The sequence below is a fragment of the Tessaracoccus pujii genome (genome assembly GCF_055326215.1).
In genome coordinates, this window is sequence record NZ_JBUZNP010000005.1 from 244,184 (window position 1) to 270,367 (window position 26,184).

A 26,184-nucleotide genomic window follows, 5' to 3' on the forward strand; every position below is an offset into this window, starting at 1 on the left:
AGCTGAGGAGACCCCCATGGATCCCACACTCATCGTCCCCGACGATCAGATCTGGGAGGCCATCAAGCGCGAGTGCGCAGAGGCGGCAGCGCACGAGCCGCTGCTCGCCGGCTTCCTGCACACCGTCGTCCTCAGCCAACCGGACCTGGAGGACGCGCTCAGCCTGATCCTGGCCGCGAAGCTGGACAACACCACCCTGCCTGCGCTCAGCCTGCGCGACATCATCCACGACGTGATCCTCGACGACGAGTGCATCCAGCGCGCCATCCGTGCTGATCTGCAGGCCGTCGTCAGCCGCGACCCCGCGTGCCCGGGCTACGCGAACCCGCTGCTCTACTTCAAGGGGTTCCAATCCATCCAGGCCTACCGGGTGGCGCACTTCTACTGGATGCATGACCGCAAGCCGCTGGCGCTCTACCTGCAGAGCCGCATCTCCGAGGTCTTCGCCGTCGACATCCACCCGGGAGCGCGGATCGGCAAGGGCATCATGTTCGACCACGCAACCAGTGTGGTGATCGGCGAGACCGCAGTGGTGGAGGACGACTTCTCGATGCTGCACGAGGTCACGCTCGGTGGATCGGGCAAGGAGGGGGGCGACCGTCACCCCAAGATCGGCCGCGGCGTGATGATCGGCGCCGGGGCGAAGGTCCTGGGCAACATCCGCGTCGGAGAGGGCGCCAAGATCGGCGCCGGATCGGTCGTCCTGCACGAGGTCCCCCCGCACACCACCGTCGCGGGGGTCCCTGCCAAGATCGTCAACATTCCGGCGTGCGCCCTGCCCGCGTTCGAGATGGATCAGAGTATCGACGACCTGGATGATGCGGGCCGACGCGAGGCCGTCCCGCAGGGCCAGTAACCGATCGGCCTCTTTCAGCGAAATAGCTACCGCGCTCCCCACCGCCGGCGATACCGTGAACCATGCGCATCACCGACGTCATCGCCAGCAAGGGCTCCACTGTCATCACCGCCCGCTCTGACCAGAGCGTCGCGGACCTCGTCAAGCTCCTCACCGACAACCGCATCGGCGCCGTCGTCATCACCGACGACGGCCAGAGCGTCACCGGTATCGCCGGGGAACGCGACGTGGTCCGCGCCCTCGCCGAGCGGGGCGCGGCGGCCCTGGACGCCACCATCGGTGAGATCCTCGACCGCGACGTGCACGTCTGCGTGCCCGACGACGATCTCGCGAGCGTCGCGGCAGCCATGACCGAGTTCAGGACGCGGCACATGCCCGTCGTCCAGGAGGGCCACTTCGTGGCCATCGTCAGCATCGGCGACATCGTCAAGAGCCGCATCGATCAGCTGCAGACCGAGCAGGAGCACCTCATCAAGTACGTGCAGAGCTGACCGCCGGCGCGCCAGGCACGGGTCACCCCGCCCGCATGGAGCGACGCATCCACGTGACCGCCGTGGTGCTGCGCGACGCGTCCGGGGCGGTGCTCCTGGTCCGCAAGCGGGGCACGACCATGTGGATGAACCCCGGCGGCAAGCCCGAGCCGGGGGAGTCGCCGGAGGAGTGCGGAGCCCGCGAAGTGAGCGAGGAATTGGGGTTGCACCTGGACCCGGCGCGTCTTGAGCCACTCGGACTCTTCGAGGCGGCCGCCGCCAACGAGCCGGGCCATGTCGTCGTGGCGCACGTGTTCTCCTGGCCTGAGCGCGTCGTCGGGCCGGTGCTGCCCGCTGCGGAGATCGACGCCGTTCGCTGGTCGGACCCACTCCAGGCCGTGGCCCGGACGGACCGCACGCTGGCGCCGCTCTACACCGACGCGATCGCTCCGCTGCTGTGACTCACACCTCGACGCGCAGCGCGATGGTGTGGCTGCCGCCCGCCGGGATGCTCACCGCGTCGCCCTGGACGCAGCCATACTCCACGCACGCGAACCCGCTCCATCCGCCCCCGGCCACCTGAGCGCCACCCGGGCCGGGGTTCCACACCACGACGTTCGCGGCCCCGTCGGCGGACAGCCGCAGGTCGCATGAGCCGTCGCGCAGGATGGTCGCTGGAGCCCCGCGGTACACCCGGTCCACGTGCCGGCCCACCGGCACCGGGGCGTCCTCGACATCGGCGGCCGCATCGACGGCGAAGTCACGGAACGACACGCCCTCAAGCCCCGCGACGACGGCACGGCCGGCGTCCACCGCGAAGTAGGGATGCAGCGCGACATCCGCCACGACGTCGCGCGTGGGGCTGGTCACGGTCAACTCGACCGAGAGCCGCCGTCGCCCGGTTCGCACGTCCAGCCGGTAGTCGAGGTCCGGTGGGTAGAGCTCAGCCCCGGGCAGGTGCGCCACGCCGGGGGACCCGAGGACGAGCACCACCTTGGCGCCTTCGTCGCTCTGTTCCACGAGCTCGGTCTCCCACGTCACCCGCGAGACCAGGCCGTGCGGGAAGGGCACGGCGAATTCGCCAGTGCCCACCCCGAACCAGGGCGCACACACCGGGATGCCGCCGTGCCACATCTCTCCCGGCCGCAGCTGGGCCTCGCGCGCCATCCAGAGCATCTCGCCGCGACCCTCGGGCGCCCAGGACAGCACGCACCCGCCGAGCTCCGAGACCCGGCCGCGACCCCAGGCGCCATGCAGCTCGTGAATGGTCATGCCCGGCACGCTACCCCCGCGACACGCACGCGGCAGCCCAATACGATGTGGCCATGCCGACGATTCGTCCCGCCCAGCCCCGAGACCTGCCGGCCATCACCGAGATCTACAACGAGGCGGGTGTGGGAACCACCGCCTCCTACGCCCTCGAGCCGGTGACGCTGGAGGACCGGCGCGCCTGGTTCCAGCGGCTCACCGGCAGCGACCACCCGGTGCTGGTCCTCGAGGACGACGACCAGGTCATCGGGTTCGCCAGCTACTCGCAGTTCCGCCCCCTGGCCGGCTACGCCCACACGAAAGAGCACAGCGTCTACATCCGCTCCGGCCGCCGCGCCGCCGGCGGGGGCCGCATGCTGATGCTGGCGCTGCTGGACTACGCGCGGGGGCGCGGCGTGCACGTCATGGTGGGAGTGGTCGACGGGGCCAACGAGGAGTCGCTGGCGTTCCACCGGGCGTTGGGCTTCGTCGAGTCCGGGCGCCTCCCGGAGGTGGGGCGCAAGTTCGACCGGTGGCTGGACGTGGTGTTCATGACCCAGGTCCTCGGCGCGCCGGGGCCCGACCGGGCCGGCGCGCCCGGCTCGCACTAGCATGTCGGCATGGCTTTCCACGCTGACGCGACCGACCTCACCCACAAGGAGATCCTGACCTGGGAGGGCTTCGGGGCGGCCCAACGCGAGTTGGCCGGCATGGTGGCGGGGTCCGGATTCCGGCCGGCGATCATCGTCGCCGTGGCCCGCGGCGGCATGCCGGTGGCAGGCGGGCTCACCTACGCGTTGGGCGTCAAACTCACCGACGTGATCAACGTCGAGTTCTACACCGACGTCCACCAGACGCTGCCGGACCCCATCCTCCTCGCGCCGATGCTGGACACCGAATCCATCGCCGGCCGCAGGATCCTCGTCGTCGATGACGTGGCGGACTCCGGACGCACCCTGGGCCTGGTGATCAAGCTGCTGCGCGGCTTCGGCGCCGAGGTGCGCAGCGCGGTGCTCTACGCCAAGTCCGGCACCCTCGTCGAGCCGGACTACGTGTGGAAGCAGACCGACGAGTGGATCGTGTTCCCGTGGTCCGCGGAGCCACCGGTGACGGCAGCGGAGCCCCGCTGAGCATCTGCCCAACCTGGCGGGAAGCCGTGGCAACGGATGGGAACCCAGGCCATCTCACGCAGGGCGCACGATAGTCTTGGCGGCATTCCGGCGCGGCCTCGTGCCACATCTCCAGTAAGGAACAACAACGTGACTCTTGAGTGGACCGAACAGGATTCCCGGGCCGTCGACACCGCCCGTATCCTCGCCGCCGACGCCGTCGAGAAGGTGGGCAACGGGCACCCCGGCACCCCCATCTCCCTTGCCCCTGTGGCCTACCTGCTCTACCAGAAGGTCATGAACACGGACCCGACCGACGACCTGTGGCTGGGTCGCGACCGTTTCGTGCTGTCGGCGGGGCACGCGTCGCTGACCCAGTACACCCAGCTGTACCTCGCGGGCCTGGGGCTCGAGCTGGATGACCTGAAGGCGCTGCGCACCTGGGGCTCCAAGACCCCTGGCCACCCCGAGTACCACCACACGAAGTTCGTCGAATGCACCACCGGCCCGCTGGGCGCCGGCATCTCCAACGCCGTCGGCATGGCCATGGCGGCCCGCCGCGAGCGCGGCCTGTTCGACCCCGAAGCCGCCGTCGGCGAGTCGGTCTTCGACCGCCAGATCTACGTCATCGCCGGTGACGGCTGCCTGCAGGAGGGCATCTCGTCCGAGGCGTCGTCGATTGCCGCCACCCAGAATCTCGGCAACCTCACCCTCATCTACGACGACAACCGCATCACCATCGAGGGTGAGACGGACATCTCGTTCACCGAGGACGTCAACGCCCGCTACGAGGCCTACGGATGGCACGTGCAGAGCGTGGACTGGACCCACGGCGGCACCGAGTACCGCGAGGACATGGACGCCCTCTACGCCGCCATCGAGGCCGCCAAGGCGGTCACCGACAGGCCCAGCTTCATCAAGCTGACCACCGTCATCGGCTGGCCCCTGCCCACCAAGCAGGGCATGCATGCCGTGCACGGCTCGAAGATCGGCGGCGACGAGATCGCCGCGATGAAGGAACTGCTGAACTTCGCCCCTGAGCCGTTCGCGGTGGACCAGGAGATCGTGGACCATGCCCGCGCCAACGCCGCGGAGCGGGGCCGCGCCGCGCGCGCGGCGTGGGACGAGAAGTTCGACGCCTGGGCAGCCGCCAACCCCGAGCGCGTGGCGTTGCTGAAGCGCGCCGCCGCCCGCAAGCTGCCCGAGGACCTGAGCCTGCCGGTGTTCGAGGAGGGCAAGAAGTCCACCCGCGCCGCGTCCGGTGAGGTGCTCTCGGCTCTGGCTTCCCAGCTGCCCGAGCTGTGGGGCGGCTCCGCCGACCTCGCGGGCTCGAACAACACGACGATGAAGGGCGAGCCCAGCTTCCTGCCGGAGGAGCGCGCCACGCACGACTGGCCCGGCCACCCCTACGGTCGCACGCTGCACTTCGGCATCCGCGAGCACGCCATGGGCGGCATCCTCAACGGCATCAACCTCTCCGGCCTCACCCGTGCCTACGGCGGCACGTTCCTGGTGTTCGCGGACTACATGCGCCCGGCCGTGCGGCTCGCCTCGATCATGCAGGTGCCCACCATCTTCGTGTGGAGCCACGACTCCGTCGGCGTAGGCGAGGACGGTCCCACGCACCAGCCCATCGAGCACCTCGCGTCGCTGCGCGCCATCCCCGGCCTCGACGTCGTGCGCCCGTCGGACGCCAACGAGACCGCCGTGGCGTGGGGCGAGATCCTGCGCCGCGCGGACCGCCCGGCCGGCATCATCCTGTCCCGCCAGGACCTGCGCACCATCCCGCGCGGCGAGAAATTCGCCTCCGCCGAGGGGGTCGCCAACGGTGCCTACGTGGTGAGCGAGGCAGACGGCGAGGCCCAGGTCATCCTGCTGGCCTCCGGCTCCGAGGTGGAGCTGGCGCTGGCGTCGCAGGACGCGCTGCAGGCCGAGGGCATCGCCACCCGCGTGGTGTCCGTGCCCTGCCAGGAGTGGTTCGACGAGCAGACGCCTGAGTACAAAGAGTCCGTGCTGCCCGCGGCCGTCACGTCGCGCGTCAGCATCGAGGCCGGCATCGCCATGGGATGGTCGAAGTACCTCGGCGCGAAGGGCGCCTCGGTCAGCATCGAGCACTTCGGTGCCTCGGCATCGGGCAACAAGTGCTTCGAGGAGTTCGGGTTCACGGTGGACAACGTGGTGGCCACCGCGAAGTCGGTCCTCTGAAAGCCACGTCCGCACCGCTCGACGGCGGCGTTCCCTCCCGGGGCGCCGCCGTCGAGCGTCTCCCGGCCCTGCGGTGGTGACATGGCAGGTCCGTATGCTGGGCGCATGGGAATCAAGGATCTCGTGGGCAAGGTCGTCGGCGACACGACGATCGTGCTGGAACTCGACATGGCCCGCGGCGTGCTGGTGACCAAGCCCACCAACCCGATGCAGGCCATTCAGCTGATCAACAGCGCCACGCTCGGGGCGCTACGCCAACACCTCGCAGACGCCGCCGAGGACCCACGGGTCGTGGGGCTCATCGTCCACGCTGTCCCGTCGCAGACACTCCTTGCCCACGTCGAGGAGATCGCGGGTCTCGTGGAGGCCTTCGGGGAGAAGAAGCCGACGATGGCGTGGGCGGAGTCCTTCGGGGAGCTGTCGGGCGGGCTGGCGGCCTACCGGCTCGCGGTCGCGGCAGACGAGATCTGGGTGCAGCCCACGGGCATGCTCAGCATCCACGGCGTCGAGCTCACCATCACCCTGATGCGTGGGCTGTTGGAGAAGATCGGCGTTGAGCCGCAGTTCGGCCAGCGGCACGAGTACAAGACCGCGGCGGACACCTATCAGGCGGACCACGTCACCGAGGCCAACCGCGAGATGATCAAGCGCCTGGGTCAGTCCCTGGTCGACGAGATCGTGGCGTCCATCGCGCGCCGCCGCGGGCTGAGCGCGGAGCAGGTCTGGACCGGCGTCAACGAGGCCCCCGTCACGCCGGAGCGGGCCCACGCGCTCGGACTGATCGACCACATCGGCTACCGCGACGAGGCGTACGCCGCCGCGCTCGGCGCGTGGGGGGCCGAACCGGAGCACCTGCTGTTCGCTCATCGCTATACCTCCAAGCAGGCGCTCAAGCGCAAGCTGCGCCGCGGGCAGCCGAAGGTCGCTGTGGTGACGCTGCGTGGCGCCATCGTGACCGGCCGGGGCCAGCGCTCGCCGTTGGGCGGCGAGCAGGCGGGCGCGGACGTCATCGACGAGCACCTGCGCGCGGCCCTGCACGACGACGACGTGAAGGCGGTGATCTTCGACGTCGAGTCCCCGGGCGGCTCGGCGGTGGCGTCGGACTTCATCCGTCGTTCCGTCCTTCGGCTCCGCGACGCGGGCAAGCCCGTGGTAGCGCAGATGGGGCACTTCGCGGCGTCGGGTGGCTACTACGTGTCGATGCCGGCCAACGAGATCGTCGCCCACGCCGCCACGCTCACCGGCTCCATCGGCGTGCTCGGCGGCAAGATGGTCACGCAGGGGCTCTACGACAAGCTGGGCCTGATTCGCGAGGCCCTCCCGATCGGCGAGAGCGCCGGGTTCCTGTCCGACACCTCGCGGTTCTCCGACGCGGACTGGGAGCGGCTCAACGCCTGGCTGGACCGCGTCTACCTGGACTTCACCACGTTCGCGGCGCAGGACCGGGGCATGGCCTACGACGACCTGGAGGCCCTCGCCCGCGGGCGGGTGTGGACCGGTGCCGACGCCAAGGAGAGAGGCCTGGTGGACCACCTTGGCGGTCGCAGGGTCGCGGTGGGGCGGGCCTGCGCACTGGCGGGCCTCGACCCGGACGCGATCAAGGTCACCCATCAGGGGGATTCCGGGGTGTTGGCGTTGATCAAACCCGCCACGTCCAGCGAGACGGCCGCCGGGGGAGTGGGCCCTTCGGATGCGGAGGCAGTGCTGGCGGCCTTGGCGGGCAGAGCGGGCCTGCACGGCTCCGGCGTGCTCAGCCTGCCGTGGAACCTGCGCGTGCGCTGAGTGGGCATTTGGGCGGCTGGCTCCGCGTTTCGTACGATGGGAGCCGTTGCGCGGCATTTGGCCGCTGAGGGGTGGACGTGAAAAAAGCTACGAAGATCGCGATCGGCGTCGGAGCCGGTGCCATGGTGGTCCTGGGGGGTGGGTACGTCGCCTCCTATTTCATCGCGGGCAACCAGGTGCCGGCCAAGGCCTCCGTCGAGGGGGTCGCGATCGGTGGCATGTCCCCCTCCCAGGCCACCGAGATACTACGCGCTGAGCTCGGCCCGAAGGTCGACGCACCCCTTACGCTGAGCGCGGGACCCATGTCCGTGCCCCTCGAACCGGCAGAGATCGGGTTGTCGGCAGACTTCGACGCCACCGTCCGCGCCGCGGGCGGGGGGTTCAGCTGGAACCCAGTGGAGATCTTCACCACGCTCGCCGGCGGCGAGGAGGTGGCGCTCATCCGCGTCGTCGACGACGCGGCACTGACGGATGCCGTCTCCGCCGTCGCGGACAACTTCACCGTCGAGGGTGTCGACGCCTCACTGGGGTTCGAGAACGGCCGGATCGCGCGGACCGAGGCGGTCGCGGCTCAGGAGATGGACGCCGACGCCACCGCGACGGCTGTGGAGGAGGCATTCCTCGCCGGCCGTGGCAACGTGCAGGCGGTCACCACCGAGCGGGCGCCCGCGGTCACCGACGCCATGGTCGACGAGGCAATCACCACCTACGCGGAGCCCCTGCTCAGCGGCCCGGTCACCCTGACGCACAAGAATGCCTCGATGCAGATCGCACCCGGGTCCCTGGCGGAAGTGACCACGTTCTCCGTGGTCGACGGCGCGCTGCAGCCGCAGATCGACGGGCCGGCGCTGTTCGAGGCCACGGCCGAGGCGCAGGAGGCGCTGGATCTGAACGCGCCGAAGGATGCCAGCTACAGCTTCACCACAGGCACGCCCGTGGTGGTGCCCGCGGTCACCGGCGAGGTGCTGGAGGAGGCCGCGTTCGTGGAGGCCGTCACCGCGGCGGCCACGGCCACCGGGGATGCCCGCACCGTCCCGGTGACCATCACCACCAAGGAGCCGGAGTTCACGACGCAACAGGCGCAGGCCGCCGCGCCCAAGGAGGTCATCGGCGAGTTCACCACGCGCTTCCCGCACGCGGACTACCGCAACACCAACCTCGGCCGCGCCGCATCGTCGGTCAACGGCACGGTGCTGCTCCCCGGGGAGATCTTCTCCCTCAACGACACCCTGGGGCCACGCACCACCGCCAACGGATATGTGGATGGCTACGTCATCAACCAGGGACGCCTCGTCAAGGAGGCGGGCGGCGGGATCTCCCAGGCCGCGACCACCCTCTACAACGCCGGCTTCTTCGCCGGCTTTGAGGACATCGAACACAAGCCGCACAGCCTCTACTTCGATCGCTACCCCGCAGGCAGGGAGGCCACCATCTACTACGGCGCCCTCGACATGCGCTTCAGGAACGACACCTCGTACCCGGCCATCATCCAGGGCTACGTCAGCAAGTCCAGCCCCGGAGTCCGAGGGAGCATCACCTTCCGCATCTGGTCGCAGCGCACCTACACCAAGGTGGAGTCCACGGAGCTGAGGAAATCGGACTTCTACGCCGGCGAGGAGCGGGTCGTCACGGAGGCGCCGTGCGAGCCTCAGGCGCCCATCCAGGGGTTCACCGTCACGTGGCAGCGGCTCTTCTACCAGGGCTCCGAGGTGGTCAAGCGCGAGGACTACCGCTGGAAGTACAGCGCGGGCGACAAGATCACCTGCGCCGGCTGATCGCCAGCAGCGAAACGACGCGCAGCCCGCGCGTCCGGGCGGCGGGGACCCCGGCCGCGGACGCCACGCTAAGCTGTCCTCGTCCGCCCTTGAAGGAGTGAGAAGTGACGTACATCATCGGTTTGCCCTGTGTTGATCTGAAGGACCGCGCCTGCGTCGAGGAGTGCCCGGTGGATTGCATCTACGAGGGCAATCGCATGCTCTACATCCATCCGGAGGAGTGTGTGGACTGTGGCGCCTGCGAGCCCGTGTGCCCCGTCGAGGCTATCTACTACGAAGACGACGTGCCTGAGGAGCAGGCCCAGTTCTACGACGTCAACGTGCAGTTCTTCGACGAGATCGGCTCGCCCGGTGGCGCCGCGAAGCTCGGCGTGATCAACAAGGATCACCCCTACGTCGAGGCGCTGCCGCCCCAGGCGCAGTGATGGGCCTCGGGGCAAGGCTCCCCGACTTCCCCTGGGACACGCTCCGCGACGCACGGCGCGTCGCGGAGGCGCATCCTGACGGCATCGTCGACCTCTCGGTCGGCACCCCGGTCGATCCCACACCGCAGCTCGCCCGCGACGCTCTGGCCTCGGCGGCGGACGCCCACGGGTATCCGACCGTGTGGGGTGCCCCCGCCACCCGCCGGGCCATCCTGGATTACCTGGAGCGGCGGTGGGCGGCGCTGCCGCTGCCGGACGAGGGCGTGCTGCCTGTCGTGGGCACCAAGGAACTCGTGGGCTGGCTGCCCACCCTGCTGGACCTCGGTCCGTCGGACGCCGTGGTCTTCCCGGTATGCGCCTACCCCACCTACGAGGTGGGCGCGCTGACCGCGGGGGCACGGCCGGTCCCGCTGGATGACCCGGCCGTCCTCCCGGAGGACGCGCGGCTCGTGTGGATCAACTCACCCGCCAATCCCACGGGTCGGATCCTGTCGCTGGAGGAGATGCGCGCGTTCGTGTCCGCGGCCCGCGCTCGTGGCGCGGTGCTGGCCAGCGACGAGTGCTACGGCGAATTCGCCTGGGACGCGGAGCCCACCTCGGTGCTGGATCCACGCGTCAACGACGGCGACGTGACCGGCCTGCTGGCGGTGGGGTCACTGTCCAAGCGGTCCAACGCGGCCGGCTATCGGGCAGGTTTCGCGGCGGGTGACCCGGCCGTCGTCCAACAGCTCGTGGCCGCGCGCAAGCACCTAGGCATGATCGTGCCGGCCCCCATCCAGGCGGCCATGGTCGCGATGCTGGGGGACCAGACCCACGTGGAGGAGCAGCGCGGGCGCTACCTCGCGCGACGGTCGCTGCTCAGACCCGCCCTCGAGTCCGCGGGGTTCTGTATCGAGCACTCCGAGGGGTCCCTCTACCTGTGGGCCACGCGTGACGAGGACAGCCGAGCGAGCGTGGCCTGGCTTGCCGAGCGCGGGATCCTGGCCGCCCCGGGCGACTTCTACGGCGCAGCTGCGGCGAGGCATGTGCGGGTTGCGTTGACGGCCACCGACGAGCGGGTCGCGGCGGCGGCGGCGCGCCTCACCTAGGCCGCCGCCCCCTGGTGGACTCCCGGACCGTGAGTCTCCAGGGGATGTGGATCCGCTCTCCGGGTCCGGTGTAGCCCTCGATGCGCCGGATGAGGATGCGGAGGACCTCCCGCACGAGGATGTCCATGTCCGGGGTGACGGTGGTCAGGCTGGGGGTGGTGTAGCGCCCCTCCACGATGTCGTCGAAGCCGGCTACCGCAACGTCCTCGGGAACACGGGCCCCCGCCTCGGCGCAGGCTCGGAGGGCGCCCACCGCCAGGACGTCGTTGAAGCAGAACACCGCGTCTGGGGGGATGGTCAGCGCGAGGAGTTCGTGCATCGCCGTTCGCCCCGCCTCGCGCGTGTACGCCATCGTGCCCTTGAGGTAGTCAGGATGGACCGTCATGCCCGCGGCGTCCATGGCGGAGGCAAACCCGGATTGTCGAACTGAGCCCGTGGTGACGCCCTGGCTCCGGCCGATCGTCCCGATCCGCTCACGGCCGATATCGATCAGGTGCTGTGTCATCGAGCGTGCGGCGGCCACCGAGTCCACCGCTACGTGGTCCACACCCGCAGGGATGGCCCGCTCACCCAGGAAGACCATGGGCACCTCAGCCTTCATGTTGGCCTCGATCTCGCCGCGATCCAGGCTCATGGGGGAGAAGACGACGCCATCGATCATCCGGGACTGGACACCGCTCAACACGACGCGTTCGACGCCGGGGTCGGCCCGCGTGATGTCGAGGAGCATCATGAAGCCCAACTCCGCCGCCGCCGCGTCGAACTTGGCCGCCAGCTCCGTGAAGTAGGGAATGGCCAGTTCCGGGACGGCGAGCGCGAGGAAACCGCCACGGCCGTACTTGAGGTTGCGGGCAGCGAGGTTGGGCCGGTAGCCGAGCTCGTCAATGGCGGCCTGGACGCGGGAGCGCGTCGACTCACGCACGTTGACCGCGCCGTTGACCACGTTCGACACCGTTTTGAGCGACACCTTCGCCAGGTCCGCCACGTCACGCAGTGTCACCGCCATGTGTGCAGGGTACCGCTGATCGGTCAGGCGAGATTTACTACCGTTGTAAAATTGTGATCTTCGCGGACTTGCGCCGTGGACGGTCGAGGATGCAGACTCAGAATCATAAATTACTCCCGTTGCAAAGGCGCTCAATGGCTGAGTCCCACATCACGATCCATCCCTCCTACCGCGTGGGCCCGCTGAACCGTCGAATCTTCGGCAGCTTCGTCGAGCACATGGGCCGGTGCGTCTACACCGGCATCTACGAACCCGCACACGCCACGGCGGATGAGCACGGATTCCGCCAGGACGTGGCCGAACTCGTCCGCGAGTTGGCGCCCACCGTGATCCGGTACCCCGGCGGCAACTTCGTGTCCAACTACAAGTGGGAGGACGGTGTGGGCCCGAAGGACCAACGGCCCCGTCGCCTCGACCTCGCCTGGCGCTCCATCGAGACCAATCAGGTGGGCACCGACGAGTTCCTCGCCTGGTGTGAGCGTCAAGGGATAGAGCCCATGCTGGCGGTCAACCTCGGCACGCGCGGGCTGGAGGATGCGGTCGAGTACCTGGACTACGTCAACGGCACCGGCACCACCCTGGCCGCTCAGCGCGCCGCCAACGGCCGCGTCGAGCCCTGGGGCGTGAAGGTGTGGTGCCTGGGTAACGAGATGGACGGGCCCTGGCAGATCGGCCACATGACGGCGGCAGACTACGGACGCGCGGCCGAGGAGGTGGGCAGCGCCTTCCGTCGCTTCGACGACACCCTCGAACTGGTGGCGTGCGGCTCCTCCAACCGCATGATCGCGACGTTCGGCGCATGGGAGCGAGAGGTCCTCGAGCGGTCCATCCACGTGGTGGACCATATTTCGGCCCACGCCTACTACGAGCCCGTGGGCGGCGACATGGCGTCGTTCCTCGCCAGTGCGGAGGACATGGACCGGTTCATCCGATCCGTCACCGCAACGGCAGACGCCGTGGCCGCGGCCCACAAGCTGGACAAGAAGATCTCCGTCTCGTTCGACGAGTGGAACGTCTGGTTCCAGGAGCGCTTCGACGGCGAGAACTCCCTCGCGGTCCAGGAGGCGCCGCCGCTGATTCAGGACGTCTACTCGGTCGCCGACGCGGTCGTCGTCGGATCGTTGCTCATCACCCTGATGCGTAACACCGATCGCGTCGCCATGGCCTGCCAGGCGCAGTTGGTCAACATCATCGCGCCCATCCGCACGGAGCCCGATGGCCCGGCGTGGCGCCAGACCATCTTCCACCCCTTCGCGTTGACCAGCCGCTATGCCCGTGGGGAGGTGCTGGACCTCCGCGTGGAATCGCCCATGATCGACACGCCGATCTTCGGTGAGGTGGATCAGATCTGGTCCACGGCCACCCTCGATGCGGCAACGGGCGATCTGGTCCTGTTCTGCGTCAACCGGTCCGAGCGCGACGGTCTCACCACGACGGTTGATCTCAGCGCGTTCGGCGACGTGGACCTCGTCGAGCACATCCTCGTCCACGAGAACGACCACACCCTCACCAACACCGCCGGGAACGAACAGGTGGCCCCCAAACAGGGCGCCAGCTCCCTCCACGATGCCGTTCTCACACTCACCCTCCCCGCAGTGTCCTGGCACTGCGTCCGGCTGTCCGTCCGGTCAGCCTGAACACCTCGAAAGGAACCTTCATGAATTCGATCAGTCGACGTGGACTGCTCGGTGCCGGCCTCGCAGTCGGGGCCACCGCCGGACTCGCAGCCTGTGGCCAGAGCGCCACCACCCCCACCAGCGCGGCCTCTGCCACCGGCGACGGAGGCGCGGCGGGATACGACGGTCCCGCCGTCACCCTCGCCTTCTGGAACGGTTTCACGGGCGGCGACGGTGCCTACATGAAGAAGCTCGTGGACCAGTTCCAGACCGAGCACGAGAACATCGCCGTCACGGTGCAGACGATGCAGTGGGGCGACTACTACACCAAGCTGCCAACCGCGGTGCAGTCCGGCAACGGCCCGGACGTGGCGGTCATGCACGTGGACTCAGTGGCCACCAATGCCGCGCGCAAGGTCATCCAACCGCTCGACGATGTGGCCGCCGCCCTCGAGCTCACGGAGGGCGACTTCGCGCCCGTGCCGTGGCAGGCCGGCGTGTACAAGGACGTGCGTTACGCCATCCCGTTGGACGTGCACCCGCTCGGCTTCTTCTACAACAAGACCGTCATGGAGAGCGCGGGGCTGGACCCCGAGGCGCCACCGATGGATCACGACGCCTACATGGCCGCGCTCGACGCGCTCAAGAGCAAGGGCATCGCCGGTCACTGGGCCTCCCCGTTCAACTTCACCGGCGGCCTGACCTGTCAGTCGCTGGTCTATCAGTTCGGCGGCACCCTCTTCTCCGAGGACGCCTCGACGGCGGCCTGGGGGGAGGACGGTGGCGTCGAGGCGCTCACCTGGTGGCAGAACCTCATCAAGGAGGGCTACTCCAACCCGAAGGTCGGCCAGGACGCGGACTTCATCGCGCTGCAGAACGGCCAGACGGCCTTCAACTGGAACGGGATCTGGTCCATCAACACCCTCGCCGAGAAGAAGGACCTCGACTGGGGCGTCACCGTCCTGCCCAACATCGGTGGCGAGAAGGCCGCCTGGGCCGGTTCCCACCAGTTCGTGCTGCCCACCCAGAAGTCGGGTGACGAGAACAAGGGTCAAGCCTCCCGGGTGTTCCTGAACTGGATCTCGCAGCAGTCGCTCGAGTGGGCGAAGGGCGGACAGATTCCGGCCCGCAACTCCGTGCGCGAGTCGGCCGAGTTCGCCGCGCTCACGTACCAGGCCGAGCTGGCCAAGCAGATCGACGATCTGCGCTTCCCGCCGGCCGTTGCCGGCATCGGAGACGCCATGCTCGAGTTCGAAAAGGCGGTCAACGAGATCACGCTTGGGATGAAGGACGTCGCGACGACGCTGAACGCCTCCGCTGAGCGCGCCAACAAGATCCTCGAGGCGAACGCGAAGAAGTACGTCTGATGTTCACCAGCCCGACCCGCCGGCGCCGAGGTAACGCCGGCGGGTCGCCGCTGACCGCTTACCTCTTCCTGGCGCCCTACCTGCTGCTGTTCGGTGTGTTCGTCGCCCTTCCGGCCCTCTACGGTTTCTGGATGTCGTTGCACGACTGGGACTTCACCCTGGAGGCGCGCCCCTTCGTCGGCCTGTTGAACTACGCGGACCTGTTCGACCCGCTGGCGGTCCAGTTCCAGCCGTTCTGGCGCGGCATGAGCAACACCGCGATCTTCACCCTGGCCAGCGTGCCGTTCCTCGTCACCGTCCCACTCGGACTGGCTGTGCTCCTCAACACCGCATTTCCCGGCCGCACGTTCTTCCGTGCCGTCTACTTCGTCCCGTATGTGCTCGGCGTCGCGGTGATCGGCGTCATGTGGCGCTACCTGCTGGACGGCAACTTCGGCATCGTCAACGCCATCTTCGGGGCCAACATCCAGTGGACGACGGATCAGCCCTGGGCGTGGATGGCGCTCGTGGGCGTGACCGTCTGGTGGACCATGGGCTTCAACGCCATCATCTACATGGTCGGCCTCGGCGACATCCCGCCTTACCTCTACGAAGCTGCGGCGCTCGACGGGGCGGGCCCGTGGCGGCGTTTCATCCACGTGACGGTGCCGGGCCTGCGCCCGGTGCTGATCTTCATCATGGTCACCACCATCCTGGCCAGCGCCAACATGTTCGGGCAGTCCTACCTGATCACCCAGGGTGGCCCGACCGAGTCCACGATGACGGCCATCATGGTCATCACGGGCGTCGGCTTCGGGCAGAACCGCGCTGGACAGGCAGCGGCGATGAGCTACCTGCTGGCCGTCGCACTGGCACTCGTGTCGGTGCTGAACTTCTGGCTCATGCGCGACAAGGACGCCGCGCGTGAGGCGAGGGAACTCAAGCGGCAGCGGAAGCTCGACGTCAAGGAAGGGGCCCACGCATGAAGGCCAGCAAGCGAAACCGCAACCCGTTCTTCTGGCTGGCCCTCCTGCTCCTCTCCGTCGTGTTCGTCGGACCGGTGGTGATGATGATCCTGACGTCGTTCAAGACGAGGATCGAATCGCAGAGCGTGCCTCCGACGATCATGCCGCAGGAGTGGACGATGCGCGCCTACGAGATTCTCTTCGCCGCAGACTCCACCACTCCGGTGCTCCGATGGTTCCTCAACTCGATGGTGGCGGCCACCGGGCACGCGATCCTCGTGGTGACGGTCTGTTCCATGGCCGGCTACGCGCTCGCGAGGCTCACCTTCCCCGGCAAGAACATCATCTTCGCCGTGATCATCTCCACGCTGTTCGTGCCCGGATTCATCTTCCTCATGCCCAACTTCGAGATGATGTCGCGCCTCACCTGGCTCGACTCGTTCCTGGCGCTCATCGTGCCCGGCGCGGCCGGCGCTTTCGGCGTGTTCTTCATGCGGCAGTTCTTCCTCGGGCTCCCGATGGAGCTGGAGGAGTCGGCCCGCATCGACGGGGCGGGGCCTTGGAGGATCTTCCTGAGCATCGTGCTGCCCAACGCCCGCGCCGCAGTGGTCACCCTGCTGGTGATCTCCTTCCTCGCCAACTGGAACGACTTCGTCTGGCCGCTGTACGTGATGTTCTCCACCGAGATGCTCACGATCCCGATCGGGCTTTCGCGGCTCCAGGGTGCCTACACCATCGACTACCCGGTCATCATGGCCGGCGCCACCGTCGCGGCAGTGCCGGTGCTGCTGCTGTACGTGTTCGTGCAGCGTTACATCATCGAGGGCGTCGCGAGCTCGGGGATGAAGTGACCCGCCGTCAGCTGCGCCCGCTCATCGCCGTGATCAGCCTCGTTCTGGTCACGGCATGCAGCCCCCAGGAGGAGCCGTCGTCTCCCTCCGTCACGTCCACCGAAGGAGAGTCGACAGTGTCGCAGCCCACCAATCCGGTCTACCCGCTGGACTTCCCCGATCCACAGGTACTGACCGACGGCGACGGCTATCTGGCCATCGCCACGAACGGCAACGGGATGAACGTGCAGACGATCAGCAGCGACAACCTCGTGGAGTGGGCGCAGGGCCGCGACGCGCTGCCCAGCGTCGCGCCGTGGTCGTCGTCGGGCAAGGTGTGGGCGCCGGAGATCATCGCGTGGCCGGACGACACCTACCGGTTGTACTACACGACGAAGGCGCCGGATCCGGCGTGGCAGTGCGTGAGTGTCGCGACATCGGAGACGCTGGCCGGGCCGTACGTGGACGAGTCCACCGAGCCGCTCATCTGCGAGATCGACGAGGGCGGGTCGATCGATGCGTCACCCTTCGTCGATGAGGACGGCACGGCCTACCTGTACTGGAAGAACGACGGCAACGCCATCGGGGTGGACACCCTGATCAAAGTCGCCCGTCTGAGCGCGGACGGCCTGTCGCTCGACGGCGAGGTGACGGATCTCTTCAAGCAGGACCTGTACTGGGAGGGTCACCTGGTGGAAGGACCGGCGGTGGTCAAGGTCGACGGCGTTTACCACATGTTTTACTCTGCCAACGATTACGGTTCGGACAAGTACGCGGTGGGCCACGCGGTGGCGGATTCGGCGCTCGGGCCGTTCACGAAGGACCCTGAGCCCGTGCTCGCGACCAACGAGGTCGCGGCAGGGCCGGGTCACTGCCAGCTGTTCCTCAAGGACGGCCAGTGGTGGATGGTCTATCACGCCTGGAAGCCGGGCTTCGTGGGCGACTCCCTGGAGGGCCGCAAGATGTGGTTGTCCAAGGTCGCCTTCAATGGTGAGACCGTTGAGGTCGACCCTCCGGCCACGGAGTTGGGCCTTCCCTAGGGGGACCGGTCGCCCTCAGAGACGCGGAACCCCGCCAAGGTCCTTGCGGCCTGGCCCGATGGCTGTTGACAAGCCCGGATTGAGTGCTTAGTGTGTCCATGTCGCCGACACGGAGGAGGTGCATGCAGATGTTTACCGTTTCTGCCGCCCTCGGTCGGCCGCGCGCGTTCGTCGCCCGCTGACCAGGCCTGCGCCGGGGCACCGCCCCTCGTGACGCTTTAGCGTCCCACCCCCTCCGCCCAGACATCTGTTGCGTCGGTCGTCGACGCCCGTCAGGACCCTCATGCATGCAGCACCGCGTGGACGGTACGACTTCCCGCCCGCCATCCCTCCCGATTCGCGCCCTGACGTGCGCTCGCCCAGCCGGTTCCTGTTCTGGCTGATGCGCCAGTACGGCTGGGTCGTCCCTGCCATGACGCTGGCGGCCTCGTCGTGGATGGTGCCCGCAGCGCTCACACCCTGGCTGCTCGGCCGCGCGATCGACGCGGGCGTGGGCCGGAGCGACCCCTCGGCCACCCTCGGCTGGGTGGCGCTGCTGCTGGCCGTGATCGTGGTGGGCGTCTCCGGTGGCATTCTCTTCCACACGTTCGCCGTGCGCATGTGGCTGCTCGGCATCTACGGCGTGCAGCGCCGCGTGTCGCGCCAGTCGGTCCGCCTGGGCCACGTCCTCAACCGGCGTGTCCCGACAGGTGAGGTGCTGAGCGTCTCCTCCTCGGACAGCGACCAGTTCGGCGCCACGATCGACTCCTTCGGGCACGTGATCGCCGCCGCGGTGAGTTTCTGCCTGGCGTCGGCGCTCATGCTGACCACCTCCCCGACGCTCGGTCTGGTCGTGCTCGTCGCGACCCCGGTCCTCCTGTTGGCTTCGACACCCGTGTTGCGCCCCCTGACGCTCGCGCAGTCCGCGGAACGGACTGAGAGCTCGTCGCTGACCTCGTTGGCCAGCGACATCGCCACGGGCCTCCGGATCCTCCGGGGCATCGGCGGGGAGCGGACGTTCGCCCGCAATTATGAGCGGCAGTCCCAGAAGGTCCGCGCGCTCGGGGTGCGGCTCGGCACGTGGCAGGCGATCGTCGAGGCGATCAGCATCCTGCTGTCCGGGCTGCTCCTCGTCGCGCTGGTCTACCTCGGGTCGCGTGCGATGTTCGACGGCACCCTCAGCGTCGGCGAGCTGATCAGCTTCTTCGGCTATGCGCTGTTCCTCACCTCGCCGATGCAGACCTTCTTCGACTTCGCCCAGAAATGGGTTCAGGGCCTGGTGGCCGCGCAGAAGACGCTCTCCTTCCTCGGCGCGGACGTACCGTGGCCCCGCTCTGGGCAGCCACTCTCCGGCCGGCCGGTGCTGCACGACGAGGTGTCCGGCGTCGAGGTGCGACCCGGGCTGATGCTGGGCATCGTGTCGGCCGATCCGGACGCGTCGGCCGCCCTCGCTGACCGGCTCGGCCGCTACCTGCCGGAGGGGTCGCACGAGGCGGACGACGACAAGGATCTCACCGGCCGGGCACTCAAGGCGGCGCGTCGCGCCAGGATCGCGGAGCGCGAGCGGCGTGCGGCGGCAGACGCCGAGTTTGTCGGCCGCACCTGGGGCGTCACCGCCGACGGGGTGGACTACTCGCAGCTGGACATCACCGACCTGCGCCGAACGATCGTCGTCTCGCATACCGGCGCCTCGCTCTTCTCCGGCACACTGCAGACCGCCGTCGATCCCTGGGGCACCCACAGCCGTGAGCAGGCGGAGCGGGTCCTGACCGTCGCGTCCGCCGAGGACATCTACGACGCGCTCCCGGGCGGGTGGCAGGGCCGGATCGACGAGAAGGGCCGGGGCCTGTCCGGCGGTCAGCGGCAGCGAGTCGTGCTGGCGCGTGCGCTGCTCCTGGATCCCGAGATCCTGATCCTGGTCGAGCCGACGTCTGCTGTCGACGCGCACACCGAGGCCCGGATCGCGCAGCGCCTGGCTGACCATCGCCGGGGCCGGACCACTGTCGTCGTCACCGCCTCGCCGTTGCTTCTGCGGCAGTGCGACGACATCTCGGTGCTGGTCGACGGGCGTGAGGCGGCCCGCGGCAGCCACCACGATCTCCGGGACCACCCTGATTACCACCGTGTCATCGCGCGCGGCATGGAGGACGACGATGAGTGAACAGACGCTGACGGCCACGTCGGCCAGCACGTGGCGCAGCGGCGAGCCGGAATCGAGGCTTCAGCAGGGGCTCGACGTGCCCAGCGGCGTCGGCCCGCGCAGGCGTCTGGAGGCGCTGATCAGGCGCCACCACATCCGGACCGCGGCGGCGCGAGCCGTCTACGCGGATGCCCGCGCGCCCGAGCACGGGTTCCCCGTGGCCACCTCCGGCCAGGCGCTGGGCTTCCTCGGGCGGATGCTGCGGGGCCGACGGGCGGCGCTGGCAGGGGCGATCGTGCTCAACGTCGCGGCGGCCGGCGCCGGCCTGGTCGCGCCGTACATGCTCGGCCGGCTGATCGACCAGGTCACCGGCGGACTGCTCGACCTGCCCGGGCTCACCAGCCTCGTGTCGATCATCGCCGGCGTCATCGTCGCGCAGGCGCTGTTGACGTTCGCGGCCCGGCGGGCCTCGGCGGTACTGGGCTACGACCTGCTGGCGGCCGCGCGGGAGGAGGTCGTGCGCATCGTGCTGCGGCTACCGCTCGGCCACGTCGAGTCCTCCGGCTCGGGGGACCTTCTCACCCGCATCACCTCCGACGTGTCGAAGATGGCCACCGCCGCCCGATGGGCCTTCCCGAACCTCATCGTGTCCGTCGTGCTCATCGGCGCGACACTCGTGGCCATGGTGGCCAACTCCTGGCTGTTGACGCTGCCGATGGTGGGTACGGCACTCGTGATGTGGCTGGGTGGTCGCTATTACCTGTCACGGGCGACGGCGGGCTACATCACCGAATCGCGGTCCTACTCGACGATCAACGCCACGACGACCGAGACCGTCGAGGGCGCACGGACGATCGAGGCGCTGGATCTGGGCGGCCTGAGGGTCGCGCAGTTGGACGAGGACACCGAGGTCTCGGCGCAGGCCGAGCGGTACACGATGACCCTGCGCAACATGCTGTTCGCCATGGTCGACTCGTCGTTCCAGCTGCCACTGGTCGGCGTCGTCCTCCTCGGCACGTGGGGCTACGCGGAGGGCTGGGTGAGCATCGGACAGATCACCACGGCGGCGCTGTACGTCTCGCAGCTCCAGGGACCGCTGGACCGCGTCATCATGGTGCTCGATCACCTGCAGCTCGGCATCGTCGCGACGGCGCGCCTCATCGGCGTGGCTCAGCTGGAGGATGACCGGACCCCCGGTGAGGAGCAGCCCCGCGGCGTCAAGCTCACCGGCAACGGCCTGAGATTCGGCTACCGGGCGGGGGTGGACGTCCTGCACGGCGTCGACGTCGACCTGCGGCCGGGGGAGCGGCTGGCCATCGTGGGGCCGTCGGGTTCCGGCAAGTCGACGCTCGGCCGGCTCGTCGCCGGCATCAACCGGCCGCGCGTCGGCGAGGTGACGGTGGGCGGCGTGGACGTCATGGACCTGCCGCTGGACCGGCTCCGCACAGAGGTGGCGCTGGTCACGCAGGAGCATCACGTCTTCGTCGGCTCGGTGCGCGACAATGTGGTGCTCGCGCGGGAGGCCACGGCCTCGGACTTGGAGGTGGAGGAGGCGCTGCGTGCAGTGGATGCGTGGGGCTGGGTGTCGAAGCTGCCCGGCGGGTTGGCCGCCGAGCTCGGCCATGGCAAGACGTCGCTGACGCCGGCGCAGGCCCAGCAGGTGGCGTTGGCGCGGCTGATAGTGGCCGACCCGCACACGCTCGTCCTGGACGAGGCCACCTCCCTGATCGACCCCTCCTCGGCCAGGCACATGGAGGGTTCGATGGCGGCGCTGCTTGACGGCAGGGCGGTCATCGCCATCGCTCACCGCCTCCACACCGCGCATGACGCGGACCGGATCGCGGTGCTCGACGGCGGGCGCATCGTCGAGATCGGGTCCCACCACGAGCTCCTGGAGCTTGACGGGCAGTACGCCGACCTGTGGCGGACGTGGCGGGATTAGCCGAGGGTGAGCACGGCCGTGCCGGTGGGGGCCGGCTCGGAGGCGTCGCGCCAGGCGCCCTCGGCACTGGTCCACTCGCGGTCTCCCACCACCACGGCGGTGAGCCCGCTGGCGTAGGTGTTGGCGACGGCGAGCTGGGCCGCCGCCCACAGCGTGGTCTCGTCGGCGGACGTGAGGATCACGCCGGTGTCCGTCGCAGCCACGGTCACGCCTGATCCGAGGGTGCCGAGGACCCGGTCGAAGACCGTCCTGTCAGGGGTTGGCGAGTCCTCGAAGCTCAGGCAGGCGATGCCCTCAGGCCGCGACCCCCGGAGAGTACCGGCCACGGCCGTCGCCTTGTCCACGTGCTGGCGGTACGCCTCTGGGAACCCGCTGCGCTGGACCTGCTGGGCGACGTCGTTGATGTCGCCGGTCTCCCATCCGCTGAACGTGACCAGCTCCTCGTAGAACCGCGCGGACGAATACCACGGGTCCAGGATCTCCTCCTCGGTGCCCCAGCCGTAGGAGGGGCGCTGTTGGAAGAGGCCGAGGGAGTCGCGGTCGCCGTAGTCCAGGTTGCGCAGGTCCGACTCCTGGTACGCCGTCGCCAGTGCGATCACCGCGGCCCGCTCCGGAAGACCGCGTTCCGCCGACACCGCGACGATGACCGCCGCGTTGCGCGCCTGTTCGGCGGACAGCGTCGTGGTGCCCTGCTCCATCACGACTGTGCACTGCTGCGGGGTGATCCGCTGGTACACGGCCCGGTAGGCCTTCCAGCCGGCGAAGCCGAGGCCCGCGAGCACGGCGAGCGTGACGAGAGCCGCGATGAGGCCTCTGCGCATCAGTTCGCGTGCAGCGCCGCGTTGAGCGCCACCTTCGAGCCCCGACGGTTGCGCGCGATCACCGCGCCGGTCTGGGAGTCGCGCATGAAGAGCAGGTCATCCTGCCCCGACAGCTCGCGCGCCTTGACGACGCTCCCGTCAGGGAGCCGCACTTTCGTGCCCGCCGTGACGTACAGACCGGCCTCCACCACGCAGTCGTGGCCCAGCGAGATGCCCACACCGGAGTTGGCGCCCAGCAGGCAGCGCTCCCCGAGGCGGATGACCTCCTGGCCGCCGCCGGACAGGGTCCCCATGATGGACGCGCCACCGCCCACGTCCGTGCCGTCCCCGACGACGACGCCCGAGGAGATGCGACCCTCCACCATGGACGTGCCCAAGGTGCCGGCATTGAAGTTGACGAAGCCCTCATGCATGACGGTGGTGCCCTCGGCCAGGTGGGCGCCGAGCCGGACGCGGTCAGCGTCGGCGATCCGCACGCCCAGAGGGGTCACGTAGTCCACCATGCGGGGGAACTTGTCCACGCCGTACACGGTGAGCTGTTCGCCGCGGGCGTGCAGCAGCATGCGGACCCGGTTGACGTCGGCCACGCGCACCGGTCCGCGCGTGGTCCACGCGTTGTTGGGCAGGACGCCGAAGATGCCGGTGAGGTTCAGCCCGTGCGGGGGTACGAGGCGCGCGCTCAGGAGGTGGAGGCGCAGGAACGCGTCCTCCACCGACTCCGGGGGCTCGTCGAGGTCGATCTCCACCCTCACCACCCGGGACTCCACCTGGCGGATCTCATCCACCTGCTGGGCCTCCGCCAGCAGCGAGGGCGGCTCGTCGGTGACGGCGGAACCCAGTCGCGGCTCCGGGTACCAGGCATCAAGAACGGCCCCGGTGGTGTGGACGGTGGCCAGGCCCCAGGCCCAGGCGGTGCGGGTCTCGTTGGTCATGCCGGCCAGTCTAGTGGCGGTCGCAGGCGTGCTCCCCTGGTCACGGGCACGTAAGGGTTGTGTGACAGATCGGCGCCGTGTGCGCTCCGGCGCCCCGGACCCAATAGCCTGTGCCCCATGAGTGCGCTGTTCGACGATTACCCGCCGGGGGAGGCCTTCGACGAGATGGTCGGGCCCCAGGGCATCCGGGGCGCGGCGAAGACCGTTGCCGAGGGTCTCGAGCGGCTCGGCATCGACGAACTCCGGGCCCGCTCCGAGTACCTGCGCACCATCTACATCGACCAGGGGGTCACCTTCGACATCGGCGGTGAGGAGCGCCCCTTTCCGCTCGACATCGTGCCGCGCATCCTCCCGGCGGACGAGTTCGCCCACGTCGAGGCCGGCAGCAAGCAGCGCGTCCGGGCGATGGACGCCTTCCTCGACGACATCTACACCGAGGGCCGCTGCTTCGTCGACGCTGTGATCCCCCGCCACGTCGTGGCCTCGTCGCCGCACTTCCACCGCGCCATGGCCGGTTTCACCACCCCCAACGGCGTGCGCGTCCACATCGCGGGCATCGACCTGGTCCGCGGTCACGACGGCGTCTTCCGCGTGCTGGAGGACAACGTGCGCAGCCCCTCGGGGGTGTCCTATGTGATGACCAACCGCCGTGCGATCAACGCCGCGCTGCCGGAGATCGCCGGGAAGCACCGGATCCGCCCGGTGGAGGACTACCCGTCCCAGCTGTTGACGGCCTTGCGCGCGGCGGCACCCTCCAGCATTGCGGACCCCACCGTCGTGGTGCTCACTCCCGGCGTCTACAACCCCGCGTACTTCGAGCACGCCATGCTGGCCCGGATGATGGGCGTCGAGCTGGTCGAGGGCCGCGACCTCGTGGCCCACGGCGGCCACGTCTCGCTGCGCACCACCCGCGGCCTGCGGCCGGTGCACGTCATCTACCGGCGCATCGACGACGAGTTCCTGGACCCCGCGGTGTTCCGCGCCGATTCGCTCATCGGCTGCGCGGGCCTGCTCAACGCCGCCCGCGCCGGCAACGTGACCATCGCCAACGCCGTCGGCAACGGGGTGGCCGACGACAAGCTGGTCTACACCTACATCCCGGATCTCATCCGCTTCTATCTGGGTGAGGAGCCCATCCTGGCCAGCGTCGACACCTGGCGCCTCGAGGAGCCGGACGCCCGCGAGGAGGTGCTGGACCGCCTGGCGGAGCTGGTGGTCAAGCCCGTCGACGGCTCCGGCGGCAAGGGCATCGTCATCGGACCGCGCGCCACGCAGGAGGAACTGGACCGCCTGCGTCGGCTCATCATCAAGGATGCCCGCGGGTGGATCGCGCAGCCCGTGGTGCAGCTGTCCACGGTGCCCACCATGATCGACGGCGAGCTGAGGCCCCGCCACGTCGACCTCCGGCCCTTCGTGGTGAACTCCGGCAGCGACAACATCTTCGTCCTCCCTGGCGGACTCACCCGCGTGGCGCTGCCCGAGGGCGAGCTGATCGTCAACTCGTCCCAGGGGGGCGGCTCCAAGGACACGTGGGTGCTGACCTCCGGCCGTCCGGTGGCACCGGCCATGCCGCCGGTGCCGCCGCCGCGGCCCTCGTCGGTGCCGATGTCCGAGCCGGTGCTCAACCGCGTCATCCGTCACCAGCACGAACAACAGCAGCAGAGCGGGCTGGAGGGGGAGCCATGCTGAGCCGCATCGCCGATTCACTGTTCTGGATCGGCCGCTACCTGGAGCGCGCGGAGGACACCTGCCGCATCGCCGAGGTCCACCTCCACCAGCGCCTCGACGACCCTGGTGCCTATCCGGCGCAGGCCACCCGGGATCTCCTCGTCCTCATGGGACAGGAACCCACGGACGACGATCCGGACGTCCTGCAGGAGTTGTGCTACGACGAGCAGTCACCGGTGAGCTTCCTGGCGGCGCTCGGCAGTGCCCGCGAGTCCGCCCGACGCGCGCGGGAGACGGTGTCGACGGAGGTGTGGGAGTCCATCAACACCACCTGGCTGGCGATGCGCGGTGGGCGCCTGCAGCGGATGCGGCCCGCGTCGATGTTCAAGTTGGTCCGGGAGCGGTGCACAGTCATCTCAGGCCTGGCCCACGGCACGATGAGCCACGACGAGGGCTGGCTCTTCCTCACCCTGGGCCGCAGCATCGAGCGGATCGACATGACGTCGCGGCTGCTGACCACCCCGGCGCTGGTGGGCAACTCGGCCAGGGCGTGGGATCACGTCCTCAGCGGCTGCGGCGCGCATCACGCGTTCGTCCAGCGCTACGGGGCGCTGGCGTCGGACCGTGACGCCGCCGAGTTCCTCATCCTGGACAGGCTGTTCCCGCGGTCGCTGATCTACACGCTCAACACCGCCGTGGACTCGCTGTCGCTGCTGGGCCCCGGCAACCAGCGGATCCGTCCCGACGATCCGGCCACCAGGCTGCTCGGCGCGGCCCGGGCGAACCTGGAATATCTTCCTGCCGAGGAGATCCTGCTGGACCTCACCGAGCAGATGGCCAGGCTGCAGGTGGTCTGCTCCGAGGCCACGCAGGCCATCTCCATCCGCTACTTCGAGGGCTCCTCGGCGGCGGAATGGGTCGGTGGAGCATGGTGAACCACC

At 69.1% G+C, this 26,184-nt stretch carries 23 protein-coding genes; 19 read left to right on the forward strand and 4 right to left on the reverse strand.

Annotation, left to right across the window (positions count from 1 at the left end; all coding sequences use genetic code 11):
• Positions 1–16 precede the first annotated feature (16 nt).
• The 3 genes from cysE (at position 17) to ACZK5N_RS09490 (ending at position 1,787) form a co-directional block, all read left to right on the forward strand.
• A complete protein-coding gene (gene cysE / locus ACZK5N_RS09480; RefSeq protein ID WP_459019041.1) occupies positions 17–856 on the forward strand; it encodes a serine O-acetyltransferase in 840 nt (279 codons plus the stop codon).
• 62 nt (positions 857–918) lie between these two features.
• Positions 919–1,347, forward strand: coding sequence for a CBS domain-containing protein (locus ACZK5N_RS09485; protein WP_459019042.1), 429 nt, complete (start codon positions 919–921; stop codon positions 1,345–1,347).
• A gap of 35 nt (positions 1,348–1,382) precedes the next feature.
• Positions 1,383–1,787: an NUDIX hydrolase gene (locus ACZK5N_RS09490; RefSeq protein WP_459019043.1), complete on the forward strand. Its 405-nt coding sequence runs from the start codon at positions 1,383–1,385 to the stop codon at positions 1,785–1,787.
• 1 nt (position 1,788) lies between these two features.
• Here ACZK5N_RS09490 and ACZK5N_RS09495 read toward each other — a convergent pair whose 3' ends face one another.
• Positions 1,789–2,598, reverse strand: coding sequence for an aldose epimerase family protein (locus ACZK5N_RS09495; protein ID WP_459019044.1), 810 nt, complete (start codon positions 2,596–2,598; stop codon positions 1,789–1,791).
• A 53-nt stretch (positions 2,599–2,651) separates the two neighbouring features.
• On the opposite strand from ACZK5N_RS09495, the gene ACZK5N_RS09500 reads away from it, so the two are divergent.
• The 7 genes from ACZK5N_RS09500 (at position 2,652) to dapC (ending at position 10,958) form a co-directional block, all read left to right on the forward strand.
• A complete protein-coding gene (locus ACZK5N_RS09500; protein ID WP_459019045.1) occupies positions 2,652–3,185 on the forward strand; it encodes a GNAT family N-acetyltransferase in 534 nt (177 codons plus the stop codon).
• 9 nt (positions 3,186–3,194) lie between these two features.
• Complete coding sequence (locus ACZK5N_RS09505; RefSeq protein WP_459019046.1) at positions 3,195–3,704, forward strand: phosphoribosyltransferase; 510 nt, start codon at positions 3,195–3,197, stop codon at positions 3,702–3,704.
• Positions 3,705–3,833: 129 nt separating this feature from the next.
• Positions 3,834–5,888 (forward strand): transketolase, encoded by a 2,055-nt coding sequence (gene tkt, locus ACZK5N_RS09510; protein WP_459019047.1) that lies wholly within the window; start codon positions 3,834–3,836, stop codon positions 5,886–5,888.
• Positions 5,889–5,993: 105 nt separating this feature from the next.
• Complete coding sequence (locus tag ACZK5N_RS09515) at positions 5,994–7,670, forward strand: S49 family peptidase (RefSeq protein WP_459019048.1); 1,677 nt, start codon at positions 5,994–5,996, stop codon at positions 7,668–7,670.
• A 77-nt stretch (positions 7,671–7,747) separates the two neighbouring features.
• The gene (locus ACZK5N_RS09520; protein WP_459019049.1) at positions 7,748–9,445 is read left to right on the forward strand and encodes a VanW family protein; all 1,698 of its coding nucleotides are present in this window, start codon (positions 7,748–7,750) and stop codon (positions 9,443–9,445) included.
• A gap of 104 nt (positions 9,446–9,549) precedes the next feature.
• A complete protein-coding gene (gene fdxA, locus ACZK5N_RS09525) occupies positions 9,550–9,870 on the forward strand; it encodes a ferredoxin (RefSeq protein WP_459019050.1) in 321 nt (106 codons plus the stop codon).
• Positions 9,870–10,958: a succinyldiaminopimelate transaminase gene (dapC, locus tag ACZK5N_RS09530; protein ID WP_459019051.1), complete on the forward strand. Its 1,089-nt coding sequence runs from the start codon at positions 9,870–9,872 to the stop codon at positions 10,956–10,958. The genes fdxA and dapC overlap by 1 nt, the downstream gene beginning before the upstream one ends.
• Here dapC and ACZK5N_RS09535 read toward each other — a convergent pair.
• On the reverse strand, positions 10,951–11,964 hold the full coding sequence (locus ACZK5N_RS09535; RefSeq protein WP_459019052.1) for a LacI family DNA-binding transcriptional regulator: 1,014 nt from the start codon (positions 11,962–11,964) through the stop codon (positions 10,951–10,953). The two genes, dapC and ACZK5N_RS09535, sit on opposite strands and share 8 nt — an antisense overlap.
• 134 nt (positions 11,965–12,098) lie before the next feature.
• Here ACZK5N_RS09535 and arfA point away from each other — a divergent pair, with 134 nt between their 5' ends.
• The 7 genes from arfA to ACZK5N_RS09570 all read left to right on the forward strand — a co-directional run bounded on the left by arfA (position 12,099) and on the right by ACZK5N_RS09570 (position 21,822).
• Positions 12,099–13,601, forward strand: a complete 1,503-nt coding sequence (gene arfA / locus ACZK5N_RS09540) for an arabinosylfuranosidase ArfA (protein WP_459019053.1) — start codon at positions 12,099–12,101, stop codon at positions 13,599–13,601.
• Positions 13,602–13,621: 20 nt separating this feature from the next.
• Positions 13,622–14,947, forward strand: a complete 1,326-nt coding sequence (locus tag ACZK5N_RS09545; protein WP_459019054.1) for an ABC transporter substrate-binding protein — start codon at positions 13,622–13,624, stop codon at positions 14,945–14,947.
• The gene (locus ACZK5N_RS09550) at positions 14,947–15,912 is read left to right on the forward strand and encodes a carbohydrate ABC transporter permease (RefSeq protein WP_459019055.1); all 966 of its coding nucleotides are present in this window, start codon (positions 14,947–14,949) and stop codon (positions 15,910–15,912) included. Before ACZK5N_RS09545 ends, ACZK5N_RS09550 begins: the two co-directional genes overlap by 1 nt.
• The gene (locus ACZK5N_RS09555) at positions 15,909–16,742 is read left to right on the forward strand and encodes a carbohydrate ABC transporter permease (RefSeq protein WP_459019056.1); all 834 of its coding nucleotides are present in this window, start codon (positions 15,909–15,911) and stop codon (positions 16,740–16,742) included. Before ACZK5N_RS09550 ends, ACZK5N_RS09555 begins: the two co-directional genes overlap by 4 nt.
• Complete coding sequence (locus ACZK5N_RS09560) at positions 16,739–17,761, forward strand: glycoside hydrolase family 43 protein (RefSeq protein ID WP_459019057.1); 1,023 nt, start codon at positions 16,739–16,741, stop codon at positions 17,759–17,761. Before ACZK5N_RS09555 ends, ACZK5N_RS09560 begins: the two co-directional genes overlap by 4 nt.
• Positions 17,762–18,044: 283 nt before the next feature.
• Entirely contained in the window at positions 18,045–19,901 is a 1,857-nt protein-coding gene (locus ACZK5N_RS09565; RefSeq protein WP_459019058.1) for an ABC transporter transmembrane domain-containing protein, read from the forward strand.
• The gene (locus ACZK5N_RS09570; RefSeq protein WP_459019059.1) at positions 19,894–21,822 is read left to right on the forward strand and encodes an ABC transporter ATP-binding protein; all 1,929 of its coding nucleotides are present in this window, start codon (positions 19,894–19,896) and stop codon (positions 21,820–21,822) included. Before ACZK5N_RS09565 ends, ACZK5N_RS09570 begins: the two co-directional genes overlap by 8 nt.
• Here ACZK5N_RS09570 and ACZK5N_RS09575 read toward each other — a convergent pair.
• Positions 21,819–22,643 carry a hypothetical protein gene (locus ACZK5N_RS09575; RefSeq protein WP_459019060.1) on the reverse strand — a complete coding sequence of 275 codons (825 nt, stop codon included), beginning with the start codon at positions 22,641–22,643 and terminating at the stop codon, positions 21,819–21,821. The genes ACZK5N_RS09570 and ACZK5N_RS09575 overlap by 4 nt on opposite strands.
• Positions 22,643–23,575: a 2,3,4,5-tetrahydropyridine-2,6-dicarboxylate N-succinyltransferase gene (dapD, locus tag ACZK5N_RS09580; protein WP_459019061.1), complete on the reverse strand. Its 933-nt coding sequence runs from the start codon at positions 23,573–23,575 to the stop codon at positions 22,643–22,645. Before dapD ends, ACZK5N_RS09575 begins: the two co-directional genes overlap by 1 nt.
• A 117-nt stretch (positions 23,576–23,692) precedes the next feature.
• Here dapD and ACZK5N_RS09585 point away from each other — a divergent pair, with 117 nt between their 5' ends.
• Together ACZK5N_RS09585 and ACZK5N_RS09590 are read left to right on the forward strand one after the other, a co-directional pair.
• The gene (locus tag ACZK5N_RS09585; RefSeq protein WP_459019062.1) at positions 23,693–25,264 is read left to right on the forward strand and encodes a circularly permuted type 2 ATP-grasp protein; all 1,572 of its coding nucleotides are present in this window, start codon (positions 23,693–23,695) and stop codon (positions 25,262–25,264) included.
• On the forward strand, positions 25,258–26,178 hold the full coding sequence (locus ACZK5N_RS09590; protein WP_459019063.1) for an alpha-E domain-containing protein: 921 nt from the start codon (positions 25,258–25,260) through the stop codon (positions 26,176–26,178). The genes ACZK5N_RS09585 and ACZK5N_RS09590 overlap by 7 nt, the downstream gene beginning before the upstream one ends.
• The last annotated feature ends 6 nt before the right edge of the window (positions 26,179–26,184 follow it).